This is a genomic window from Marivirga arenosa (assembly GCF_030503895.2).
GTDB classification, from domain to species: domain Bacteria; phylum Bacteroidota; class Bacteroidia; order Cytophagales; family Cyclobacteriaceae; genus Marivirga; species Marivirga arenosa.
Map to the genome: position 1 here is coordinate 1862951 of NZ_CP129970.2, position 21513 is coordinate 1884463.

19 protein-coding genes and 2 tRNA genes are annotated in these 21513 nt (G+C 33.2%); 14 read left to right on the plus strand and 7 right to left on the minus strand.

Annotated elements, in window-relative coordinates; genetic code table 11:
* Window positions 1-171: 171 nt before the first annotated feature.
* Window positions 172-244: transfer RNA gene (locus QYS48_RS08220), tRNA-Phe, on the minus strand.
* A 95-nt stretch (window positions 245-339) separates the two neighbouring features.
* On the opposite strand from QYS48_RS08220, the gene QYS48_RS08225 reads away from it, so the two are divergent.
* Both QYS48_RS08225 and QYS48_RS08230 read left to right on the plus strand, forming a co-directional pair.
* Window positions 340-1653 carry a 4Fe-4S dicluster domain-containing protein gene (locus QYS48_RS08225; protein WP_308358340.1) on the plus strand — a complete coding sequence of 438 codons (1314 nt, stop codon included), beginning with the start codon at window positions 340-342 and terminating at the stop codon, window positions 1651-1653.
* Window positions 1654-1687: 34 nt separating this feature from the next.
* Window positions 1688-2485, plus strand: a complete 798-nt coding sequence (locus QYS48_RS08230) for a (Fe-S)-binding protein (protein WP_302102493.1) — start codon at window positions 1688-1690, stop codon at window positions 2483-2485.
* A 249-nt stretch (window positions 2486-2734) separates the two neighbouring features.
* Here the strand turns inward: QYS48_RS08230 and QYS48_RS08235 are convergent, their stop codons facing one another.
* Together QYS48_RS08235 and QYS48_RS08240 are read right to left on the minus strand one after the other, a co-directional pair.
* Complete coding sequence (locus QYS48_RS08235) at window positions 2735-3835, minus strand: SO2930 family diheme c-type cytochrome (RefSeq protein WP_302102492.1); 1101 nt, start codon at window positions 3833-3835, stop codon at window positions 2735-2737.
* Window positions 3826-5067 (minus strand): parallel beta-helix domain-containing protein, encoded by a 1242-nt coding sequence (locus QYS48_RS08240; RefSeq protein WP_308358341.1) that lies wholly within the window; start codon window positions 5065-5067, stop codon window positions 3826-3828. The genes QYS48_RS08235 and QYS48_RS08240 overlap by 10 nt, the downstream gene beginning before the upstream one ends.
* Before the next feature lie 84 nt (window positions 5068-5151).
* Between QYS48_RS08240 and QYS48_RS08245 the strand changes: the two genes are divergently transcribed.
* The gene (locus tag QYS48_RS08245) at window positions 5152-5580 is read left to right on the plus strand and encodes a VOC family protein (RefSeq protein ID WP_308358342.1); all 429 of its coding nucleotides are present in this window, start codon (window positions 5152-5154) and stop codon (window positions 5578-5580) included.
* A gap of 43 nt (window positions 5581-5623) precedes the next feature.
* On the opposite strand, the gene QYS48_RS08250 is transcribed toward QYS48_RS08245, so the two are convergent.
* The 3 genes from QYS48_RS08250 to hflX form a co-directional block, all read right to left on the minus strand.
* Window positions 5624-6034 carry a hypothetical protein gene (locus tag QYS48_RS08250; RefSeq protein ID WP_308358344.1) on the minus strand — a complete coding sequence of 137 codons (411 nt, stop codon included), beginning with the start codon at window positions 6032-6034 and terminating at the stop codon, window positions 5624-5626.
* Window positions 6035-6153: 119 nt separating this feature from the next.
* Window positions 6154-6225: transfer RNA gene (locus tag QYS48_RS08255), tRNA-Arg, on the minus strand.
* A gap of 19 nt (window positions 6226-6244) precedes the next feature.
* A complete protein-coding gene (gene hflX, locus QYS48_RS08260) occupies window positions 6245-7423 on the minus strand; it encodes a GTPase HflX (RefSeq protein WP_308358345.1) in 1179 nt (392 codons plus the stop codon).
* Between the two features lie 289 nt (window positions 7424-7712).
* Between hflX and QYS48_RS08265 the strand changes: the two genes are divergently transcribed.
* The 9 genes from QYS48_RS08265 (at window position 7713) to QYS48_RS08305 (ending at window position 17267) form a co-directional block, all read left to right on the plus strand.
* A complete protein-coding gene (locus QYS48_RS08265; RefSeq protein WP_308358346.1) occupies window positions 7713-8867 on the plus strand; it encodes a glycosyltransferase family 4 protein in 1155 nt (384 codons plus the stop codon).
* Window positions 8868-8998: 131 nt separating this feature from the next.
* Window positions 8999-9724: a polysaccharide biosynthesis/export family protein gene (locus QYS48_RS08270; protein ID WP_308358347.1), complete on the plus strand. Its 726-nt coding sequence runs from the start codon at window positions 8999-9001 to the stop codon at window positions 9722-9724.
* 9 nt (window positions 9725-9733) lie between these two features.
* Window positions 9734-12106 (plus strand): polysaccharide biosynthesis tyrosine autokinase, encoded by a 2373-nt coding sequence (locus QYS48_RS08275; protein ID WP_308358348.1) that lies wholly within the window; start codon window positions 9734-9736, stop codon window positions 12104-12106.
* A complete protein-coding gene (locus QYS48_RS08280; protein WP_308358349.1) occupies window positions 12106-13089 on the plus strand; it encodes an NAD-dependent epimerase/dehydratase family protein in 984 nt (327 codons plus the stop codon). The genes QYS48_RS08275 and QYS48_RS08280 overlap by 1 nt, the downstream gene beginning before the upstream one ends.
* Before the next feature lie 76 nt (window positions 13090-13165).
* Entirely contained in the window at window positions 13166-14575 is a 1410-nt protein-coding gene (locus QYS48_RS08285; protein WP_308358350.1) for a tetratricopeptide repeat protein, read from the plus strand.
* Window positions 14576-14578: 3 nt separating this feature from the next.
* Entirely contained in the window at window positions 14579-15352 is a 774-nt protein-coding gene (locus QYS48_RS08290; RefSeq protein WP_308358351.1) for a phosphosulfolactate synthase, read from the plus strand.
* Between the two features lie 13 nt (window positions 15353-15365).
* Window positions 15366-16313: a DUF368 domain-containing protein gene (locus QYS48_RS08295; RefSeq protein WP_308358352.1), complete on the plus strand. Its 948-nt coding sequence runs from the start codon at window positions 15366-15368 to the stop codon at window positions 16311-16313.
* Window positions 16310-17041 (plus strand): shikimate dehydrogenase, encoded by a 732-nt coding sequence (locus QYS48_RS08300; protein WP_302102476.1) that lies wholly within the window; start codon window positions 16310-16312, stop codon window positions 17039-17041. The genes QYS48_RS08295 and QYS48_RS08300 overlap by 4 nt, the downstream gene beginning before the upstream one ends.
* 7 nt (window positions 17042-17048) lie before the next feature.
* A complete protein-coding gene (locus tag QYS48_RS08305; RefSeq protein ID WP_302102474.1) occupies window positions 17049-17267 on the plus strand; it encodes a hypothetical protein in 219 nt (72 codons plus the stop codon).
* A gap of 15 nt (window positions 17268-17282) precedes the next feature.
* Here QYS48_RS08305 and QYS48_RS08310 read toward each other — a convergent pair whose 3' ends face one another.
* The gene (locus tag QYS48_RS08310) at window positions 17283-17807 is read right to left on the minus strand and encodes a hypothetical protein (RefSeq protein ID WP_308358353.1); all 525 of its coding nucleotides are present in this window, start codon (window positions 17805-17807) and stop codon (window positions 17283-17285) included.
* Between the two features lie 220 nt (window positions 17808-18027).
* Between QYS48_RS08310 and QYS48_RS08315 the strand changes: the two genes are divergently transcribed.
* Together QYS48_RS08315 and QYS48_RS08320 are read left to right on the plus strand one after the other, a co-directional pair.
* Window positions 18028-20472 carry a zinc-dependent metalloprotease gene (locus QYS48_RS08315; RefSeq protein WP_308358354.1) on the plus strand — a complete coding sequence of 815 codons (2445 nt, stop codon included), beginning with the start codon at window positions 18028-18030 and terminating at the stop codon, window positions 20470-20472.
* A 318-nt stretch (window positions 20473-20790) separates the two neighbouring features.
* Window positions 20791-21498, plus strand: a complete 708-nt coding sequence (locus QYS48_RS08320) for a hypothetical protein (protein WP_308358355.1) — start codon at window positions 20791-20793, stop codon at window positions 21496-21498.
* The last annotated feature ends 15 nt before the right edge of the window (window positions 21499-21513 follow it).

The following is a 21513-nucleotide window of genomic DNA, read 5'->3' on the forward strand; positions in this document are numbered from 1 at the left end:
ATCTGTATTGATTTTAAATTATTGCAAAAATAGTATGTATGCATACTATTTTTAAACTCAACTATTATTTTTAAATTTCAAGTGTAAGCTTTGGATGAAAGATGAAAAAAATGACTGAATTTGAAATATTAAAGAACATAAAAAAAGCCTTGCTAGTTAAAGCAAGGCTTGTGGTGCTGAGTGGACTCGAACCACCGACTCACGGATTTTCAGTCCGATGCTCTACCACCTGAGCTACAGCACCGTGATTGAGTGGTGCAAAAGTAGGTTAAATATTTATCCTGCAAAAGAAATTTAAAAAAAAATCTGAAAAAAATTTTCAACGAATAATAAACAACTATGGAATACATCTCGCAAATTGCTTTCTTACTGGTACTTGCAGTTGCAGCGTACTTTTTAGCACAAAGAATAGGGAGCATCAAGAAAAATATCAATCTGGGTAAAGAGGTTGATAGAAGTGATAATAGTGGTCAAAGATGGAAGAACACTTTTTTGATTGCTTTTGGTCAACAGAAAATGTTCAAAAAGTTTATTCCAGCTATTCTTCACTTAATGATTTATGTTGGTTTTCTAGTAATTAACTTAGAGGTATTGGAATTCATTATTGACGGTGTAGCTGGAACGCATAGAATATTTGCTCCAATTTTAGGAGATGCTTATACAGTCGCAATTAATGTTTTTGAGTTCCTAGCCGTTGCTGTATTGGTTTCATGTGTTGCTTTTCTTTTGAGGAGAAACGTACTAAATGTAAAGAGACTTCGATCATTAAGTGGGTGGCCTAAGTTAGATGGTAATTTAATATTGGTTATCGAAATTATTTTAATGTTTGCTATTCTTACTATGAATGCAACTGATATGCTGTTGCAAGGAAAGGATGAGCATTATGTGCAAACAGGAAGTTTTTTCTTTAGTAGTTTCTTAACACCATTATTTGAAGGAATGAGTGTTGATGCTTTGGTTTTTACTGAGCGTTTCGCTTGGTGGTTTCACATCATTGGAATATTAGCTTTTGCAGTTTATGTAACCTATTCTAAGCATTTACATATCTTCCTTGCTTTCCCTAATACTTATTTTGCCAGATTAACTCCAAATGGCAAAATGAATAATATGGATGAAGTAACGACTGAGGTTAAAAGTATGCTTGGAATGGATGCTGGTACTCCACCTGCTGAAGTAGCAAGATTAGGAGCTAAAGATGCAACTGATCTTACTTGGGTGAATTTAATGAATGCTTATTCATGTACTGAGTGTGGTAGGTGTACTGCTGAGTGTCCAGCCAATTTAACTGGTAAAAAATTATCTCCTCGAAAAATCATGATGGATACTCGTGATCGAATTGATGAAATAGGGAAAAATATCAAGGCAGGCAAAGAAGCGGAATCTGGAAGTCCATTATTCAGCGATGATTATATTTCAGCAGAAGAACTGAATGCTTGTACAAGTTGTAATGCATGTGTTGAAGCATGTCCTGTAAGCATTAATCCATTGGATATTATTCTTCAAGGAAGAAGATATATGGCGATGGAAGAAAGTAGCTCGCCACAATCATGGAATTCTATGTTCCAAAATGTTGAGACTAGTTTTGCACCATGGAAATTCCCACCAACAGACAGATTTAAGTGGGCGGATAAATTAAAAGGAGAAGAAAAATAAAATAGGAAACGATTAAATTCAAAATATAGATATTATGAGCGATTCAACATATAAAGTCCCTACCATGCAAGAAATGAGTGCTAAAGGAGAAGCTCCTGAGGTATTATTTTGGGTAGGCTGTGCAGGTTCATTTGATGACCGTTACAAAGCGGTTACCATTGCATTTACAAAAATCTTAAATAAAGTAGGAATTAATTTCGCAGTATTAGGCCCCGAAGAAAGTTGTACTGGAGATCCTGCTAGGAGAGCTGGGAATGAATTTCTTTTCCAGATGCAAGCGATGAGTAATATTCAAGTTTTAAACGGATATAACATCAAAAAAATAGTTACGGCTTGTCCTCACTGTTTTAATACAATCAAAAATGAGTATCCTGAATTAGGAGGTAATTATGATGTAGTGCACCATTCTCAATTCCTTCAAGGATTAATCAATGAGGGGAAAGTTACACTTAAAGATGGTGGAGAATTTAAGGGTAAGAAAATCACTTTCCATGATTCATGTTATTTAGGTAGAGCAAACGGTGTGTATGAGGCGCCACGCGATGTAATCAAGGCTTTAGATGCTGAGTTGGTAGAAATGAAGCGTTGTAAGTCAAAAGGCTTATGTTGTGGTGCTGGAGGAGCTCAAATGTTTAAAGATGCTGAAAAAGGCAATAAAGAAATCAATATAGAAAGAACTGAGGAAGCACTGGATACAGGAGCTGAAGTGATTGCAGCAGGTTGCCCATTTTGTATGACTATGATGGGAGATGGTGTAAAGAATAAAGAAAAAGAAAGTGAAGTGAAAGTTCTTGATTTAGCGGAATTGATTGCTAAAAACGAAGGACTGTAAAAGATAATTTATTAGTGAATGCTGAGACTTTAACGAGCTCAGCATTTATTTTTACTTAAAAGAAGTTATGAATAACAAAAAAATATTTGCTTTAGTACTCATTATTTTTTCTTCAGCTTTGTTGATTGTAAATCTTTCCAGCTTAGATTACGATCATCTTTCGTTCTCAGAAATTGCAGGTCCATTATCCAATATTTTTTTAATATTGGCTATGTTTACTGTATTGCTTCCAAAGAAGAATGATTGAAATCATTTCATTTCTGCAATCCAATTCTTTACCAATTCCAATCCTTCTTTATGGACCAATTGCCTTCCTAGTTCTGGCATCATAATTCCTGGGTCTGTAGACTCCATTCGGTAGGCTAGAATAGATTCTTCGGGATGGCCTGGTACGATATCGTATTTCAAACCTCCTGAACCTTTACCCGCTGCGATTGGAGTTTTACCTACTCCCCAAGCAGCAGGATTATCCACAGAGGCCATAAGATGTAGTGCGGAGTTTTTAGCTGGTCCATCAGGTCTGTGGCAATGTCCACAATTTATTTCTAAGTAAGCTCTGGCTCGATCTGCTAAAGGAGCTTGATCATCTTCATAATTTACCAATTTTGGCATACCTGTTGAAGGTAAATCTGATATTAAATGATGCTTTTCCCAATAAGCTAATTGATTCATGTTTCCATTTTGAGTATAATTATAATCACCATTTAATTGTCTTGCGGAAGGCCCTATTGGTGTGATTTTACCATTCTTAAGATGGCAGCTCCTACATTGATTCATATTAGGAACGCTATAATTTATTTTTTGATTATTGCCTTCAGTATCTCTCCAGCTTACACTTTTTGTAGCTCCTGCTACTTCCAAAAAAGCCTCAGTTTGTTCGTCATTCCAAACATAAGGAAGTGCTTTCCATCCCTCTTCTTCATGAATTAATAATCGGGTTTCAATAATTCTTCTCTCTCCATCTGGATTCGAAAAATCACTTGGATAATAAAAGTTTTTGATCAAAATACTGCCCACAGGGAACTCCAATACTTCCGTAGAATGATATTGCGCTTCTTTTCCTTCCGGAATCATGACAAAACGAGCTTTTTGTGCATAATCTGAAAAAAGTGGAGAATTTAAAGTATATGGATGAACATTTTTACCGGGTTCTAATGTTTTTAATTCACCTTTAAAGAAGTTGTAATCCGATAACTTCTCTTTACCTATATTTTGATTGGATTTAAAAACAAAAGTATTGGATGCTTTTTCTTCGCTTAGCTTTTCAACCTTTTCATTTTTCTCCTTAGTGTAACAAGATACCGTAAAAACTGCTGCTAATATTATTACTATATGTTTTTTTAAAGGCATAGGAAATCCTCAATTTTTTCATTCATGTTTTCTAATTCGTTAGGTGCATCAAGATTCACAAAATGGATATCTTCTTGATCAATGCACAAAACATCTTTTGCTTCTTTCCCATCAGCGATAAAACCATCAAAAACTATATCGGGCGGATTGAATGGATATTTGAAGTTGAATAATTTGCCAAAATCATGTTGGAAAGTAGCAAACCATTTATCATTAGAAATTACATTTTCGTGAATTTTTATTTCCCACGGATAGGGGTTATAGTTCTCATCTAGGCTGTAATTGTTGTTTACCCTTTGAGCAGATCCAGCTTGCTCCTCATTTGCTTCTTTAGTCTCCTCTTCGCTTATTGCCGCTACTAATTCATAGCTTATAATGGCTATACCAGCTGATCGGTTATCGATAATTTCATTTTTGTAAATGTCTACATTTCGTGTGGCCAGAACCATTATTCCAGTACCTGGAGGAACCACACCTACAATATTTCCTGCTGGGGCAAAGTTTCTGTGATTATTTTCCTTTACTACGTTTTTATAAACTTTTATATCCTCGCCATATTGAGTTAGTCCTGGTAAGTCAAACACCAAAATACCTCCCGTATTATTTATGGCAATATTTTCATAAATTTCTACATGATTTGAATTTTCACTTTCGATACCCGCCACGTTTTGATAGGCTTCATTATTTCTGATAATTACTGAATCGGATTGACCTACATAGATTCCCGCATCAGATGATCCAATTGCAATACAATTTTCAATCAATACATTTTTACAAAGCACTGGGTATAAGGCGTAAGCTCCGTTTTCTTCACTCACTTTTCCTGTCCATTGGGCTTTTACTTTTCTAAAGGTGATTCCCTCTGTGTCCGTAACTTTTATGTTATCACCAGCAGCATCTTCAATGGTGAAACCTTCTAAAATTATATTTTTACAATCTGCTATTTTTATTCCTTCGGCACCTTCTTTTTGCTCTTTGAAGGATAGAATTGTTTTGTCAATTCCAGCCCCTTTAAAAACAATATTCGATTTTTCATCCATTAAAAGACTTTTCGAAAATTTAAAATAGCCCTCAGGAAGATTAATAGTATCACCATCACTGGCCATGATAAGTGCAGTCTGTAAATCTTTTTCAATGTCTTGCCATTGAACATTGCTTCTGTCTGCTATTTCAGTATTTGAATTACAGCCATAAAAAATAAGAAGGGGAAAAAAGTAAAAAAGTCGTTTCATTTTTATCATAAATTTGAATCAATATACAAAATCTTGTGAATAGGCCTTGATATTTCTAAATTGAAAACAAAGAAAATAATAATTATGAAGACTATACTTTTTGTAAGCCTGATGCTAATTGCTCAATTGGGATTAGCTCAAGTAAAATTAAATCATATTGCAGTTTATGTGGAGGATTTAGAAGAAAGCAGGAACTTTTATTCAGATATAATTGGGTTGGAACAGATAGAAGAGCCATTTAAAGATGGATTACATGTTTGGTATAAAATTGGTGAATCACAACTACACCTTATTGAAGGAGAATGGGAAGAGCCGACTATTAATAAGAATAATCATCTTTGCTTTAGTACTGCTGATATCGAAAAGATCATCAAAAAGCTAAGGGAACAGAATATTAGCTTTGAAAATTGGCCCGGTGAGAAAAATAAAGTGACAACAAGAGTAGATGGTGTGAAGCAAATTTACTTTCAAGATCCGAATGGCTATTGGGTAGAGGTAAATAATGATTATTAAGTAAGTGAAAATAAAAAGGATAACATTTAGCTATCCTTGATTTTTATTCAGAAATAAATTTAATTACTTCTTCTCTAGATCCACATAATTTAAATGGAACTCCAAATTTTCCAATTGATTTTAGAATCAGGTTTAAATAGTATCTCTTAAATATACTAGCATCTGTTATAGTGCCCGCTTTCTTTAATCCCACCGCTTTCACATTCGGAAGAATTTCCTCTTCAAACCATTTTCTTGAATTAGCTCCTATAATCCCTTGATTGCTTATATCTGAAAAGAAATAAATCAACTTATATTTCTTCATAGTTTCTAAGCTTCTTTCCCACGTCCTTTTATAATCTTCTTCCTTAAGATTACCATCCCAAATTAATTCAAGACATTTCAAGTCGTGTAATACAAATGCTTTCACATATTTTTCCTCAAACACTAACTCCTTTGTCGCTTCTTTCTCCATTTAGATCTTATTTAATAATGTAAAGATGTTTAAACACAGAAATAGTTCCAAGATAAATATGATTTTTAGAAGGGAGAGGTAGATTTATATTAATCTAATTATTATAGCGTAGTGAGTTGTGGCCTCTCCAGGAATCGAACCTGGATCTAAAGTTTAGGAAACTTCTATTCTATCCATTGAACTAAGAGGCCAAATTGTACTAATTGCAAATTAATAATAAGTATTCTTTAAATAATTAGGAAAGATGGTATAATGTTTGGCTTCTACGAGTTTACGTAGCTTATTCCTAAGCTCTTCTATATTTTGTTTTTTAGCTGCTGAAATGAAAACCACATCGTTTTGTTCTTTATTCCAATACGTATTTTTAAGGGATTTTATTTTTTCTTTAACACTCAATTCTTCCTCGTCTTTTAATAAATCCACTTTGTTAAATACTAATAAAGTGGGTTTATCACTGGCATCAATATCTGCTAAGGTTTGATTTACCACCTGAATATGATCATCTAAAGTAGGGTGACTTACATCTACAACATGAATTAATATATCTGCTTCCCTTATTTCATCTAAAGTTGATTTAAATGATTCAATAAGGTGAGTGGGCAATTTTCTTATAAAGCCAACCGTGTCAGAAAGTAGAAATGGGATATCTTGAAAATTGACTTTTCTTACAGTAGAATCAACAGTTGCAAATAATTTATTTTCTGCTTTAATATCAGATTTAGATAATAAAGTCATCAAGGTTGATTTCCCCACATTGGTATAACCTACAATAGCAACACGTACTATCTTACCTCTAGATTTTCTCTGTGTTCTGCTTTGCTTTTCAATTTTAGCAAGCTTTTCTTTCAGCTTCGTAATAGTGTTTCGAATAATCCTTTTATCCGTTTCTATTTCTTTCTCCCCGGCTCCGCCTCTAGTTGCGGTTCCCCCTCTCTGTCTCTCCAAGTGTGTCCACATTCTGGTTAATCTTGGGAGTAAATATTGGTTTCGGGCTAACTCAACTTGTGTTTTTGCTTGGGCTGTTTGTGCTCTATTTAAAAATATATCAAGTATCAATAAACTCCTATCGTATATTTTTACTTTTAGTTCTTTCTCAAGGTTTCTTAATTGCGATGGAGTTAAATCGTCATCAAAAACAATCCAATCGGCATTTTCGGCCTTAACATATGCACTTATTTCTTCTAATTTTCCTTTGCCAACAAAGCTTCTTACATCTGGCTTCTCTAGCTTTTGAGTAAATTTTTTAATGGTTTTAGCACCTAAAGTAGAAGTTAAAAAAGCCAATTCATCTAAGTATTCATTAACCTTTTCTTCATTTTGGTTTTGAGTAATAATGGCTACTAATACAGCCTTCTTCTCTCTTTTTTCATCATCAGAATTATATTGCATATTTTGTTGTAAGGATATTAATGTAAAACAGAGTACAAAGTTATCTATTTCTATTTTTCACGCTATTATTCTTCAAAGGTTTACTCTTTATTTAAAATAAAATTACTCTTGATAAATTAAGAATAAATTAATTGTATTCTTAAAATTATTCAATTAGTCTCCTATATTTGAATATGGTTATTTGAAAGTGAATTACGGCAAGCTAATCCGCTATTATTAAATACCTATCGAAATCTCCCCACTTAATTAAAAACGTATACTTAATATTAAGTAATTTTGGATATTGCTTATGAGAATTGCTATTACCTTAAACACCTCTTGGAACATCTTTAATTTTAGAATGTCCTTAATTCGTGCCTTGCAAAAAGATGGCCATCAGGTGATTGCTATTGCTCCACATGATGAGTACACATCAAAGTTAATTAAAGCAGGTTGTGAGTTTGAAAATGTCACCATGGATAGTAGGGGAGCTAGTCCTATTCGGGATTTGGCTTTAACTTTCGAGCTTCATAATATCTATAAAAGAGTTCGTCCTGACATTATTTTACATTACACAATTAAGCCCAATATATACGGAACACTTGCGGCAGCAAAATTAGGGATTCCAGTAATTAATAATGTAAGTGGATTAGGTACGATATTTTTGAATGACAATTGGATATCCAAAATAGCGCTATCACTTTACAGATTTTCATTTAAGTTTCCTAAGAAAGTGTTTTTTCAAAACCATGAAGATTATCAACTCTTTATGGATAAGAAATTAATCCAGAGAAATATTTGCGAGGTCATTCCTGGTTCTGGGATTGATATAAATGAATTTTATCCTCAGAAATACGAAGAAAAATCAAAAGACTCGCCTTTTGAATTTCTAATGATTTCAAGATTAATTATTGATAAAGGCATAAGAGAATATGTGGCGGCAGCCGCAATTTTACAAGAGCGTGGAATGAACGCCAAATTTAATCTTCTAGGAAAACTAGATGAATTGCATTCCAGGGGAATTTCATCAGAGGAATTAAATGATTGGATTGAAGAAGGGTATATTAATTATCTTGGAAGTACTGATGACGTTCGTCCTTACATCAAATCATCCGATTGTGTAGTATTACCTAGTTATAGAGAAGGCACGCCAAGAACACTTTTGGAGGCAGCAGCCAGCGCACGGCCTATTGTAGCTTCAAATGTACCGGGATGTAATAATGTAGTAGATCATTTATATAATGGTTTACTATGTAAAGTTAAAGACGAGGATGACTTAGCCTTAAAAATGAAGCAAATGTTTTATATGGCGCCTGAAGAAAGGATGAAAATGGGAAACAAAGGAAGAAAGGTTGCAGAAAGAAGGTTTGATCACAATAGGGTTATAGAAAGATATTTAAAGGCAATTCAACAGAATGGCAAATATACACCTCAATTAATGCCTTCATATGTAAATAATTTATAAGCATTTACAATAAAACATTGTCTTTTGACTAATTGGTTATATTTTTACGATTAGTGAATAAAACTATCAAAAAAATCATAAAATATCCTTTCTATATCATTGCACTTATTCTGCTATTAAGTTCATGCAAAGTGTATAAGCAGAATGTTATTCTTCAAACCGAAGCTGATATTAATTCGGAAAACTTTAAAAATGAGATTGCTAAAGTAGAAGGAGCTTATAAGATTCAAGCTGGGGACCGGCTCAATATTGAAGTATATACTAATAAAGGAGAAAGAGTTATAGATCCAAACTTAGAATTAAATTCTGTTACAGGTGCTGGAGCGGCAGGAGGAGGACGTTTCATGCCGGATAAAGAATTTGAGGTTTTACCAAATGGAAATGTGATATTACCATTAGTAAGTGAAATTGAGGTTCAAGGATATTCTATACAAGAGTTACAAGAAGAATTACAAAACCAATACTCTGAATACTATATCCAACCCTATGTTAGAATTCGACCTCTTAATAGAAGAGTGGTGGTATTAGGTGCTATGGGTGGTCAAGTTGTGCCACTTGAAAATGAAAAAATGACTGTATTAGAGGTGTTAGCTTTGGCGGGTGGTTTAAACAGAGATGCGAAAGGAAGAAATATTAGGTTAATTAGAGGGCCTTTAGATAATCCATCTGTCCAAGTCATTAATTTAGCCACTATTGAAGGTATGACTAAAGCCAATTTACAAGTACTGCCCAACGATATTGTTTATGTAGAACCAGTAAGAAGGATATTTACTGAATCGATTCGAGATATTGCGCCAGTAGTAGGCATGGTTACAAATTTAGTTACTTTATTCATCGTGATTCAAAACCTGAATTAAGCTTAGAGAATGCCTAATCAAGAAACACGATATCAAAGAGACATTGGAGAGAAGTTCTCTAAAAAACCTGAAAACACAAGTCCTGAAATTGTGGATTTTTTTAAGCTAAAAACAATTTTAAAAAAGAATCTAATTTGGGCCTTTTTATTGATTTCAACAACCTTATTAATTGCATTTCTATACATACGATATACAAATGTAAAATACCAATCTTATGCTGAATTAAAGCTTAATAAGAGAAGTGAAGCGAGCGTTTTTGGTTTTAATCCACTAAAGGAAGAGAATTCGAATTTAAACACTTTATCAGGTGAAGTAGAATTAATAAGATCGAAACTTTTTCTAAGGCAGGTGATTGAGAAACTCCCATTAGACGTTACTTATCAGGTTATAGGTAGGTTTAAAAATGAAGAACGTTACAAGTTTATTCCTTTTAGAGTTAGTTATGATAAATCCTGTGTAGCATATAATAAAAAGTATTTTGTAAATGCTGTGGATGGAGATAGTTTCAAAATCACCGATAATCCAGATAAAGGAAATTGGACTACTCATACTTTTGGCGAATATTTTTTAATGGATGGGTGTTCATATAAGCTAGATAAAACGCAACATTTTTTTAGCACTGAGCCATTATTCTTCTCAATTTCAAATACAGAAAGCTTAATTAATTATGTTGAGTCCAATCTTTCTGTTGCTCCAGAGAACTTAAATGCAAATACCATTAAAATTACTTTTGAAGACTACAATCCTTATAAGGTTCAGGAAATTGTAGAAGCAGTTAGTGAGCTTTACACTAAATATAGTAAGGAGCAAAAAAATAGAGCTAACCAGCTAAAAATTGAATTTTTAAATCAACAGCTTGAACAAACTGAGCAACAGTTGTCTAATTATGAGCAGTACATTGAGAATTTCACAGTAGAGAATAAAACGGTGAACCCATCTGAAGATGTAAACCGCTTAATCACCGAAATGATAAAAATTGATTCTATTTTATATGGAATTAATTATCAATTAATGGAAATTCGGGATGTTCAAAAGCAATTAGAAAAAGACACCCTTAGCCATGACCAAATAAATTATTTGATTTTACCCCAAGATACTAGACAGCTTTTTGAAGAGTTTTCAGAAATGTTGCAAGAATATCAAATAGCTAAATCAAGGTATAAACAAGAGACTCAAATTCTTCAAAATAAGAAATTACAGATTATTACACTAAAAGATAAAATCAATAATTATTTAGGTAATCGATTAGAAAACCTGTCAAATAAAAAGGAAATAACTATTGAAAGAAAGCAAAAAATTGAAGCGAAATTCAATCAGTTGCCATCCAAAACGAATGAATTAAATCAGAAAAAAAGATTTTATTCTTTATATGAGGAATTGTACCTATCCTTAATGCAAAAGAAAACTGAATTTGAGATTGCGCAAGCGGGGACCTTATCCGAAGTAGATATATTAACTCCTGCAAACCTACCAAACACTCCAATCGGCCCTTCAACAAAAATAATTTATATAGGAGCTTTTGTAATTGGCTTTATTGTAAGTTTTGTATTTATCGGTTTTAGGTATTTATTCTACAATGAGATAAACGGTATAAATGAATTGGAAAGACTTACAAGTATTCCAATAATTGCTAAAATAAGTAGATTAAATAGTTCAATAGCAAAGAAAAGCGGGGTAATTGTTGCTGAAAAACCTAGATCCCAAATCAGTGAAGCTTTCAGAACCTTAAGAACCAGTTTAGACTTTGTTGGCATTAAAGAAAGTAACAAAGTAATATCAGTTAGTTCTACAACTAGTGGAGAGGGTAAAACTTTTATATCTGTTAATTTGGCTGCTATCTTGGCCATGTCTAGCAAAAAAGTAATCATACTTGATTTAGACATGAGGAAGCCACGAGCTCAATATGCCTTTAACTTAGAACAAAATGAATTTGGCATTAGCTCAATTTTAAGCGGAGGGGCTTTGTGGAAGGACTGTGTGAACGAAACTAAAATAAAAAACCTGCATTTTATACCATCAGGTATTATTCCTCCAAATCCTGCGGAGCTTTTAGAAGGGGAATTGTTCGTGAAACTTATTAATGAGTTAAAACAAGAATATGATTTGGTATTGTTAGATACACCCCCAATTGGATTAGTTTCTGATGGTATGATCGCTATAAAAAAATCTGATCATTCATTGTTTGTTGTAAGAGCAGATTATTCAAAAAGATCGTATATAGAAGATTTACACAGAAGTATTAATCTTAACAAGATCCAAAATATTTCTATTATTTTCAATGCTGTTCGAAAGGACAACAAAGGGTATGGATATTATCAGGATTACTACAATGATAATGGGAGCAAATCAATTTCAACTCTGAAGAGAATATTCAATATTTAATGCCTAAAAAGTCAGTTTTATTAACTGGAGCTACGGGTTTATTAGGAACTCAAATTCTACGAAAATTAATTTTACAAGGGCACAAGGTATTTGCAGTTAAAAGGGCTGGTTCAAACTCCAACATAAATTCTGAGCTAGTTACCTGGATAAGTTATGATTCATATTCTCAAAACCTATTCGATAAGGTTTCTCAAAAAATTGATATTGTAATTCATGCTGCAGCTTTAGTATCATATTTACAAAAAGATAAAGAAAAGATATTTTCTGTAAACCAAGATTGGACTTTAAAAATTGCAAATGATGCGCTTCTAGCAAAGGTTGATCAATTTATCTTTATCAGTAGTGTATCAGCATTAGGTAAAAACGGTGTGAATAATATAGTAAAGGAAGACACTAATTTTTCAGAGCAGTCATTTATCACAAATTATGGAAAAAGTAAAAGAGAGGCAGAATTAAAATTAAAAGAGATGTCAGAATATGGCTTGCCTCTTTTAATATTGAATCCTTCAGTTATCATAGGCCCTGCCAATAAATACCAAAGCAGCGCCCAATTATTTGGCTATATAAGTGATAATAAACCGTTTTTTACAAAAGGGATAATCAATTATGTGGACGCAAGAGATGTAGCAGAAATAATTTTGAATTGTGTAGATAATGAAATTGTAAATCAGCAATATGTAGTAAGCGCATCCTATATATCCTACGAAAAATTTTTTAATGCAATAGCTAAAGAATTGAAGAAAAGACCTCCTTTTATACCTGTCCCCAAATCATTAGTTGTTTTTGGGGCAATAATTGAAAATTTATTAAGTAAAATCCGAAGTAAACCACCAACTTTGAGCCTAGAAACAGCGAAGATGGCAGGGAGCTCAATTATTTATGATTCAAGCAAGCTAAAACGAGAATTGAACTTTTCCTTTCGCGAATTACATGATTCAATAGAATGGACTGCAGCAGAAATGCAAAAAAATGGAGAATTGTAAACTTAAGAAAATAAAATAGCGTTGCTTGTTTTTCACTTATTAATAAGTAAATTTAGTTAACCACATACAATTATTTATGAGCGAATTTTTCAGAAACAGAAAAGATGAAGAGAAAGAGTTGATTAAAAAATTCGAAAATCATATTCAGGGTAAAGATTTCCATTTTTTTGATGTTGAAGAATTAGAAAAGGTAATTGAATTATATCTTGATAATGACAAATTCATGAAGGCTTTAAAAGCAAGTGAATTTGCAGTTGAACAATTTCCGTTTTCTGTAGAATTACTAATTCTTAATGCTCATGTTTTAGCAAGTAATTCCCGTTATGATAAAGCATTAGTGGCAATTGAAAAAGCCGAAAATATCCAGCCTAATGATGTTGATTTATTGTTAACAAAAGCGAACATCCTAACTATTACAAACAAAAATCACGATGCCATAGAATGCTTACGGAAGGCCTTAACTTTTGCGGAGGAAAAAGATGAAGTCTTATTTCAAATGGGGATGGCTTATCAGCAATTAGGTAAATATGAAGAAGCTATCAAAAACTATAAGCTAGTATTGGAAGAAAATATAAATCATGAAAATGCTATATATGAGTTAGCCTATTGCTTGGATGTTACAGACCAACTTGAAGGGAGTATTGCTTATTATGAAAAGTTTATTGATGCGGACCCTTATTCATACCATGCTTGGTATAATCTAGGTGTGGTATTACACAAACTAGGAAAATACGAGAAGGCTATTGAAGCCTACGATTACGCTATTGCAATTGATGAGAATTTTGCCTCAGCTTATTTTAATATGGGGAATACATATTCTGCAATTGAGGAAAATAATAAAGCACTTGATGCTTTTTCTCAAACCTTAAGAATTGAAGGGCCTAGTGCGGAAGTGTATTGCAGAATGGCTGAAACTTATGACAAACTTGATCAGGTTGATTTAGCGATAAAGTATTTTCAAAAGGCTGTAAAGTTCGATTCCTTATATGATGAAGCGTATTTCGGAATGGCTCTGTGCCTTATTGAACAAGAAAAATGGATAGAAGCAGTTCATTATTCCAAGAAAGCAATTAAAATAAATAAACACGAATCAAAATATTGGCAAGCCTTAGCTAATGCAGAATATCAATTAGGCAATCAAAACTCATCTATTGAAGCTTATGAAGAAGCTGTAGCGCTTGACCCTGAGGAGGTTAGTTTATTTTTAGACTGGTCCTATATCTATTATGAATCAGGTGAATTGGAGGTTGCAATCAATATAATTAAGGAAGGAATGGAGGATAATCCTGATGCTCCTGAACTTTATTTTAGAATGACGGCCTATCTAATTGAATACGGTAAATACAAAGAAGCCTTTATCTTTCTGGAAAATGCATTAGTTTTGGACTTTGAAATGCATACAGTGCTTTATGATTTCTTTCCCAGGGTGGAAACACAAAAGGCATTGTTTAAAATCATTGACCAATTCAGAAAAGATAACCATTAAAACATGAACTACGAATTAAAACACATCCCTGAACGACCAAACAAACCAAGAGATGTAGGATTTACTATGGCTATGGATAAAGGCCTTAGCTTAAGAGAAGTGGAGGACTTTATTGACAGCAGTGGAGAATATACTGATATCGTAAAGTTAGGATGGGCTACATCTTACGTAACTACAAATCTTAAAGATAAATTAGCTCTTTATAAAGAAGCGGGTATTCCAACCTATTTTGGAGGCACTTTATTTGAAGCTTTTGTAATCAGAGATCAGTTTGAGGATTATAGAAAGTTATTGGATAAATATGATATGGAGTTTTGTGAAGTGTCAGACGGCTCCATTGAATTACCTCACGATTTAAAGCTAGACTACATCAATAAATTATCTGATCAAGTAACAGTACTTTCGGAAGTAGGATCCAAAGATGCAGAAAAAATTATACCGCCTTATCAGTGGATTGAATTAATGCAATCTGAATTAGATGCTGGTGCTTGGAAAGTTATTGGTGAATCGAGAGAAGCTGGTAATGTTGGATTATTTAGAGCTAGTGGAGAGGTAAGATCAGGACTAGTTCAGGAAATCTTAACAAAAATTCCTTTTGAAAAAATTATATGGGAGGCGCCACAAAAAGCACAGCAAGTATATTTTATTAAGTTGGTTGGAGCTAACGTAAATCTTGGAAATATTGCACCTAATGAAGTAATTCCTTTAGAAACAATTCGTTTGGGATTAAGAGGGGATACTTTCCACCATTTCTTGAATAATAAAGATTTACTATAAAAACGAAGTTTTAGTGCGATCAATCAAAGAATATCTTGTATTGCTAGTAAAAGGCATCGCTATGGGAAGTGCAGATGTAGTACCAGGTGTTTCAGGAGGAACAGTTGCCTTTATTACTGGAATTTATGATGAATTACTGAATAGTATAAAATCTGTTGATGCTACCGCATTAAGACTATTATTTCAATTTAATTTGAAAGAGTTTTGGAGCCATATTAATGGCTCCTTTTTAATTACACTACTTGCTGGAATTGGAATTAGCTTAATTAGTTTAGCTAAACTCATAAGTTACCTTTTGGCTACCTATCCAATTCTAGTTTGGTCATTCTTCTTTGGTTTAATCATAATATCTGCTCTGTTAGTAGCTAGAGATATTGAAAATAAAAATTGGAAATCAATAATTGCAGGAATAATAGGTGTTGTTATTGCCTACTTTATAACATCAGTTTCTCCTGCTCAAACTCCTGAAAGCCTATGGTTTGTATTTATAGCAGGTGTTATTGCGATTTGCGCAATGATACTTCCAGGTATATCTGGCGCCTTTCTATTATTGATTTTGGGTAAATATAAATTCATTTTAGAAGCAATTCATAATGTGGAAATATTGCCATTGGCAATATTCGCTATTGGTTGTATTGTAGGTATTTTAAGCTTTTCACGTGTAATCTCCTGGAGCTTGAAAAACTTTCAGTCGATTACAGTTGCTACATTAGCTGGATTTATGATAGGTTCTTTAAATAAAGTATGGCCATGGAAAGTTGTTGATTCATTCAGAATAAATAGTAAAGGAGAACAAGTTCCTTTCCTCGATCATAATGTTCTACCACAGCAATTTTTAAATGAAACAGCACAAGATCCTCAATTGATGCAAGCTATTTTGATGGCTAGTTTGGGAGTTTTTATAGTGGTAGCAATTGAAAAAATTGCTAGGATTTTAAATGTAAAATCCACCTTAAAGTGAAAACCTTTGGTTTAATCGGTTATCCACTAGAGCATTCCTTTTCTGGAAAATATTTTGCTGAGAAATTTGAAAAGGGAAATATCGAAGATTGTGAGTATCGATTATTTCCACTCGAAAATATTCAAGAATTTGAAAACTTAAAAAAGCAAGAAATTGCTGGATTGAATGTCACTATTCCCTATAAAGAACAAATCATTCCCTTTTTAGATAAATTAGATGAACATGCAGCTGCAATTGGAGCTGTAAATGTGGTTCAATTTAAAGATGGAGAAACCAAAGGCTTTAATTCTGATTATTTTGGTTTTAAGAATTCATTGTTAAAATTCTTACCAACAGACTTCAATTCGAAAGCTCTAATATTGGGTTCTGGAGGAGCTTCTAAAGCTATTAAGAAAGTGTTAGAAGATATTAATATTCCTTTTAGTGTAGTTTCTAGAAAAGAAGGGTATGATTTAACCTATACTGATTTGAATCAGAATCCAGAGATTATCAAAGAAAATAAATTAATTATCAATACTACTCCATTAGGGACATATCCTGATATTGAGAATAAACCGAGTATACCTTATACCTTATTAACGGAAGATCATAATCTTTACGATTTAGTATATAATCCTGCTGAAACAGCTTTTATGAAAGCTGGGAAAAAACAAGGAGCTCAAGTACTTAATGGACTAGAGATGCTGATCGGTCAGGCAGAAAAATCCTGGGAGATTTGGAATAAATAATGATAGGATGAAAGACAAAGAATATCTTCACAAAAAGCTTAGATATATTAAGAAGCTTAGTATTCTAATTTTGGTAGTAAACTTAGTATACTTTAATCTTAAATTTGGGTTTAATGATTTAGGGCTTGATACGAATACAGTTTTTATAATTTATTTAGGAATCAATCTTTTAAGTGCAAGTTTTATAACGAGTCATGCTAAGGATATGATTAAGTCTGTAAGGTAAGAATATATAATTAGCTTACTCAGTAGTTAATAATTCCACACACAACTGATTCGGCCCTGGATAGTATTCAATGAAAACTGAATCTGTCTGAATATTCCGCTCACTCGCATGAGATCTTAAATCCTCAAGCATGTCATCTGGAGTAGGCATTGCTAATACATTCGCTTCAATACATCCTTTAATGGATTGCTTACTAGAGAAAGATTTGATTTCCCAATTTTCAGGCATTTTATGAATAGGATCATCTCCCACTACTACCCCAATGAAGTTTTCCACCTTACCAGATTTTGTATCTGCTTCACCAAAATAAACTATAGCAATGGAGCTTGCAGTTTCTTCTGTCTCCACTAATTTTTTAGACTGCATAAATAAAGACTGCAAAGTATCAGAGCCTATTTTGCCTGAAAAAAATGTCCCAGCAATATGGACTTGTGGTTTTTCATTTACAGAAATTTCTACCGTTTTAAAACCACCTAAAACAGCATAAACGATTAATGAAATAATGCCCAGACCTACAATTATATACAGTGCTTTCTTCATGCTTCTATTCAAAATTATTATTCCATACAAAACTAATATAAATCCATTTAAAATCTTTTAAAATGAATTATTAGACTTAAAACTTATAGTAAACACCAATCATAGGTTAAAGGTATTGCCCTTTAATATACCACATTTACCCACTCATGGAAAAGAGTTTAAAATTCTAAACATAATACGTTCAGATTGTTAGTTTAGCAGGAAATTAAATGTACATACAATGAAAAAAATCATATTAAGTCTTGCTTTAATAGCATTTATTGGGCTTTCTGCTTCAGAAAGTAATGCTCAGCTATTTGGTAAAAAGAAAAAAGAGGAATCGAAAGAGGAAAAAGGGCCAAAGTCAAAATATAAGCCTTATTCAAAAATCATCACATCCGAAGCGGAGTCAGATGAGGGATTATTTACTTTTCACAAGGTAGGAGAAGATTACTACTTTGAGATTCCTACAGATATATTAGAAAAAGAAATTCTTATTGTATCAAGAATTTCAGGGCATGTTAAAGGCTTGAATTTCGGTGGTGCGGGAATGAAGTCTCGTCCTCAACAAGTGATCCGTTTTCAAAAGAAGGATGATCATTTATTGTTGAGATCTGTTTCTTACAACTCTGTTGCTAATGAAGAAGATCCTATTTATAAATCTGTAAAGAACAATAATTTTGAACCTATTATTGAGAGCTTCAAAATTGAAACCATAGGAAAAGATTCTTCTTCTTATGTGATTAAGATTAATGATTTCTTCACAACTGATGTTCCAATGATAGGAGCATTGTCAGATAGACAGCGTAAAGCATTCAAAATATCTAGAGTTGATAAAGAACGCTCGATTATCGTTCACGGTAAAGCATTTCCTGAAAATGTTGAAGTAAGACATATACTTACATACAAAGGTGGAGAACTTCCAGATAATGAAATCACAGAAACATTATCAATTGAAATGAACCAATCAATGATTCTTTTACCAGAGGATCCTATTGTGCCAAGAAATTTTGATGAAAGAGTAGGTTACTTTTCAATCAGACAACTTGATTATTCTAAAGATGTGTTCAAGGCAGGTGACAGAAGATTCATTACACGTTGGAGATTAGAGCCATCAGATTGGGATGCTTACAACAGAGGGGAACTAGTTGAACCCGTAAAGCCGATTGTTTATTACATTGACCCTGCAACTCCTAATGAGTGGAGAAAATATATTAAACAAGGTGTGGAAGATTGGCAAGTAGCATTTGAAGCAGCAGGTTTTAAAAATGCTATAATCGCAAAAGATGCTCCAACCAAGGAAGAAGATCCAGATTGGAGTCCTGAAGATGTAAGATATTCAGTAATCCGCTATATCGCTACAGATATCCAGAATGCTCAAGGTCCACACGTTCATGATCCAAGAACGGGTGAAATTTTAGAAAGTGATATTTTATGGTATCATAATGTGATGAACTTATTAAGAAACTGGTATTTTATTCAGACCGCTGCAGTGAATCCTGAAGCACAAAAAATACAATTCGAAGAAGAATTAATGGGTGAGTTAATCAGATTTGTTGCTGCTCACGAAGTAGGACATACAATGGGTTTACCTCATAATATGGGATCAAGCCCTGCTTATTCAGTTGATTCATTAAGATCACCAAGTTTTACAGCAACTCATGGTGTAGCACCATCAATTATGGATTATGCTAGATTTAATTATGTGGCTCAGCCAGGTGATGGAGTAACTAATTTCTTCCCAAGAATTGGAGAATATGATAAATGGGCTATTGAGTATGGCTACAGAGCACTTCCAAATATAAAAACTGCTGATGATGAAGAAGAAACTCTTAATGAGTGGATTTTAGAAAGAGCAGATGATAGAGCAATGCATTATGGTCGTCAGCAAAGAGGAGTGGTAGATCCTAGCGCTCAAACTGAGGATATAGGAGATGATGCTATGAGAGCATCAGCTTTAGGAATAGAAAACTTAAAGCGTATTACTTCAAACCTTATGGAGTGGGGAACTGAAGAAGGAAAGAACTATGAGGAACTACAAGAATTGTATGGAAACGTAATCGGTCAATATAATCGTTATATGGGCCATGTTTCTAATAATGTTGGTGGTGTGTATGAGAACTTCAAAACCTCTGATGAAGAGGGAGCGGTTTATACCCATACGCCTAAAGACAAACAAGAAAGAGCGATTGAGTTTTTAAATAAGCAGTTATTTGCTACTCCTGATTGGATCATCAACGCTGAAATTTTAACGCGTATTGAAACTGCAGGTATAGTGGATAGAATTAAAGCTTTACAAACTAGAACGCTTGGGAATTTATTTCAAGCTGACAGAGTGAAGAGAGTTCTTGAGAATGAAGTATTGAATGGTAATGATGCTTATAAAGCAACAGAAATGATGGAGGACTTAAGAAGAGGCATATTCTCTGAATTAAGAACTGGAAGTACAATCGATACCTATAGAAGAAATCTTCAGAAAACATTTGTAGAGCAGTTGGGTAAATTAGTAAATACTGAAGATGATGATCTAAGAACTACTGATATTCCTTCATTAGCAAGAGGAAACTTGAATATCTTAAGATCTGAAATCAACCGTGGATTAGCAAGACAGAGAGATGAGATGTCACGTTATCATTTACAAGATTTAGTAAGTAGGATTGATATGATTTTAGATCCTAGAGGATAATTAATAAAAACCCTTATTGGAGCCTTTCAGATTTTTATCTGAAAGGCTTTTTTGTTTTTATGGAATTCTACCCCAGTTTCGATTCTTCTATTATATATCAGGATTTTTTATGCATTATCCTTCATTTTCAAATCATACCGAAAGTTTACTCCATATTAAGAAATTATGCATTAGCTACATTTTGATGATATATACATATGCTAACTCAAGCTTCTGGCTTAAGAGGTTACATATGAAAATCAGTATTTTTTAATTTTTTGGGTAGGAGATTTTAATTGTTAACTGTTTTATAACTGAAATGAGTAAAAAGAAACAAAAATGAAACAATTAACTAAAATTAAAATGAAAGAATCAGTAAAATACTTAGCAATCATATTCATCGCATTAGTATTCACTGCTTGTGATGATGAAACTAACTCTAGCCCATCAGTTTCCTTCAGTTTTAAAGGTAACACTTCCGCTTCTACAGTTTCAGCAGGTCGTTCTATTGCGAACACTTTAGAGTTTACCTCTGGTACTATTAAGTTGTCAAGAATTCAGTTTGAGGTAGAAACGGAAGACGTAGATTCAGTTGAAGTTGAAATTGAAAGAGTTATTGAAATTGATTTTGCAACAGGTGAAACTTCACCAAATTTAGAAAATCTTGTTTTTCCAATCGGAACTTATGAGGAGGCAAGAGTAGAATTAGAACTTTTGGATGAAAATAGTGATCCATCTGTTGTTCTGGAAGGGACATTTACAGATTCAGATAACGAGACACATCCTATTCGTTTTGAATTCAATTCAGGTGAAACTTTTGAAGTTGAAAAAGAAGGTAGGGTAGTGTTTGGAGAAGGAGCTCAAGTATTAGCTGAAGTTACTTTTGATCCAGTAGTTTGGTTTGCAGGTGTGACTTTAGAAGAATTATCAAGTGCTACTAAAAATGATAATGGTGTAATTGTTATCAGTGAAACCAGTAACGCAGATATTTTTGATATTGCTGCTGATGGTTTAGACTTAGCTACAGAAGTGGAAATAAAAATGTAAATTTCATATAAAGTA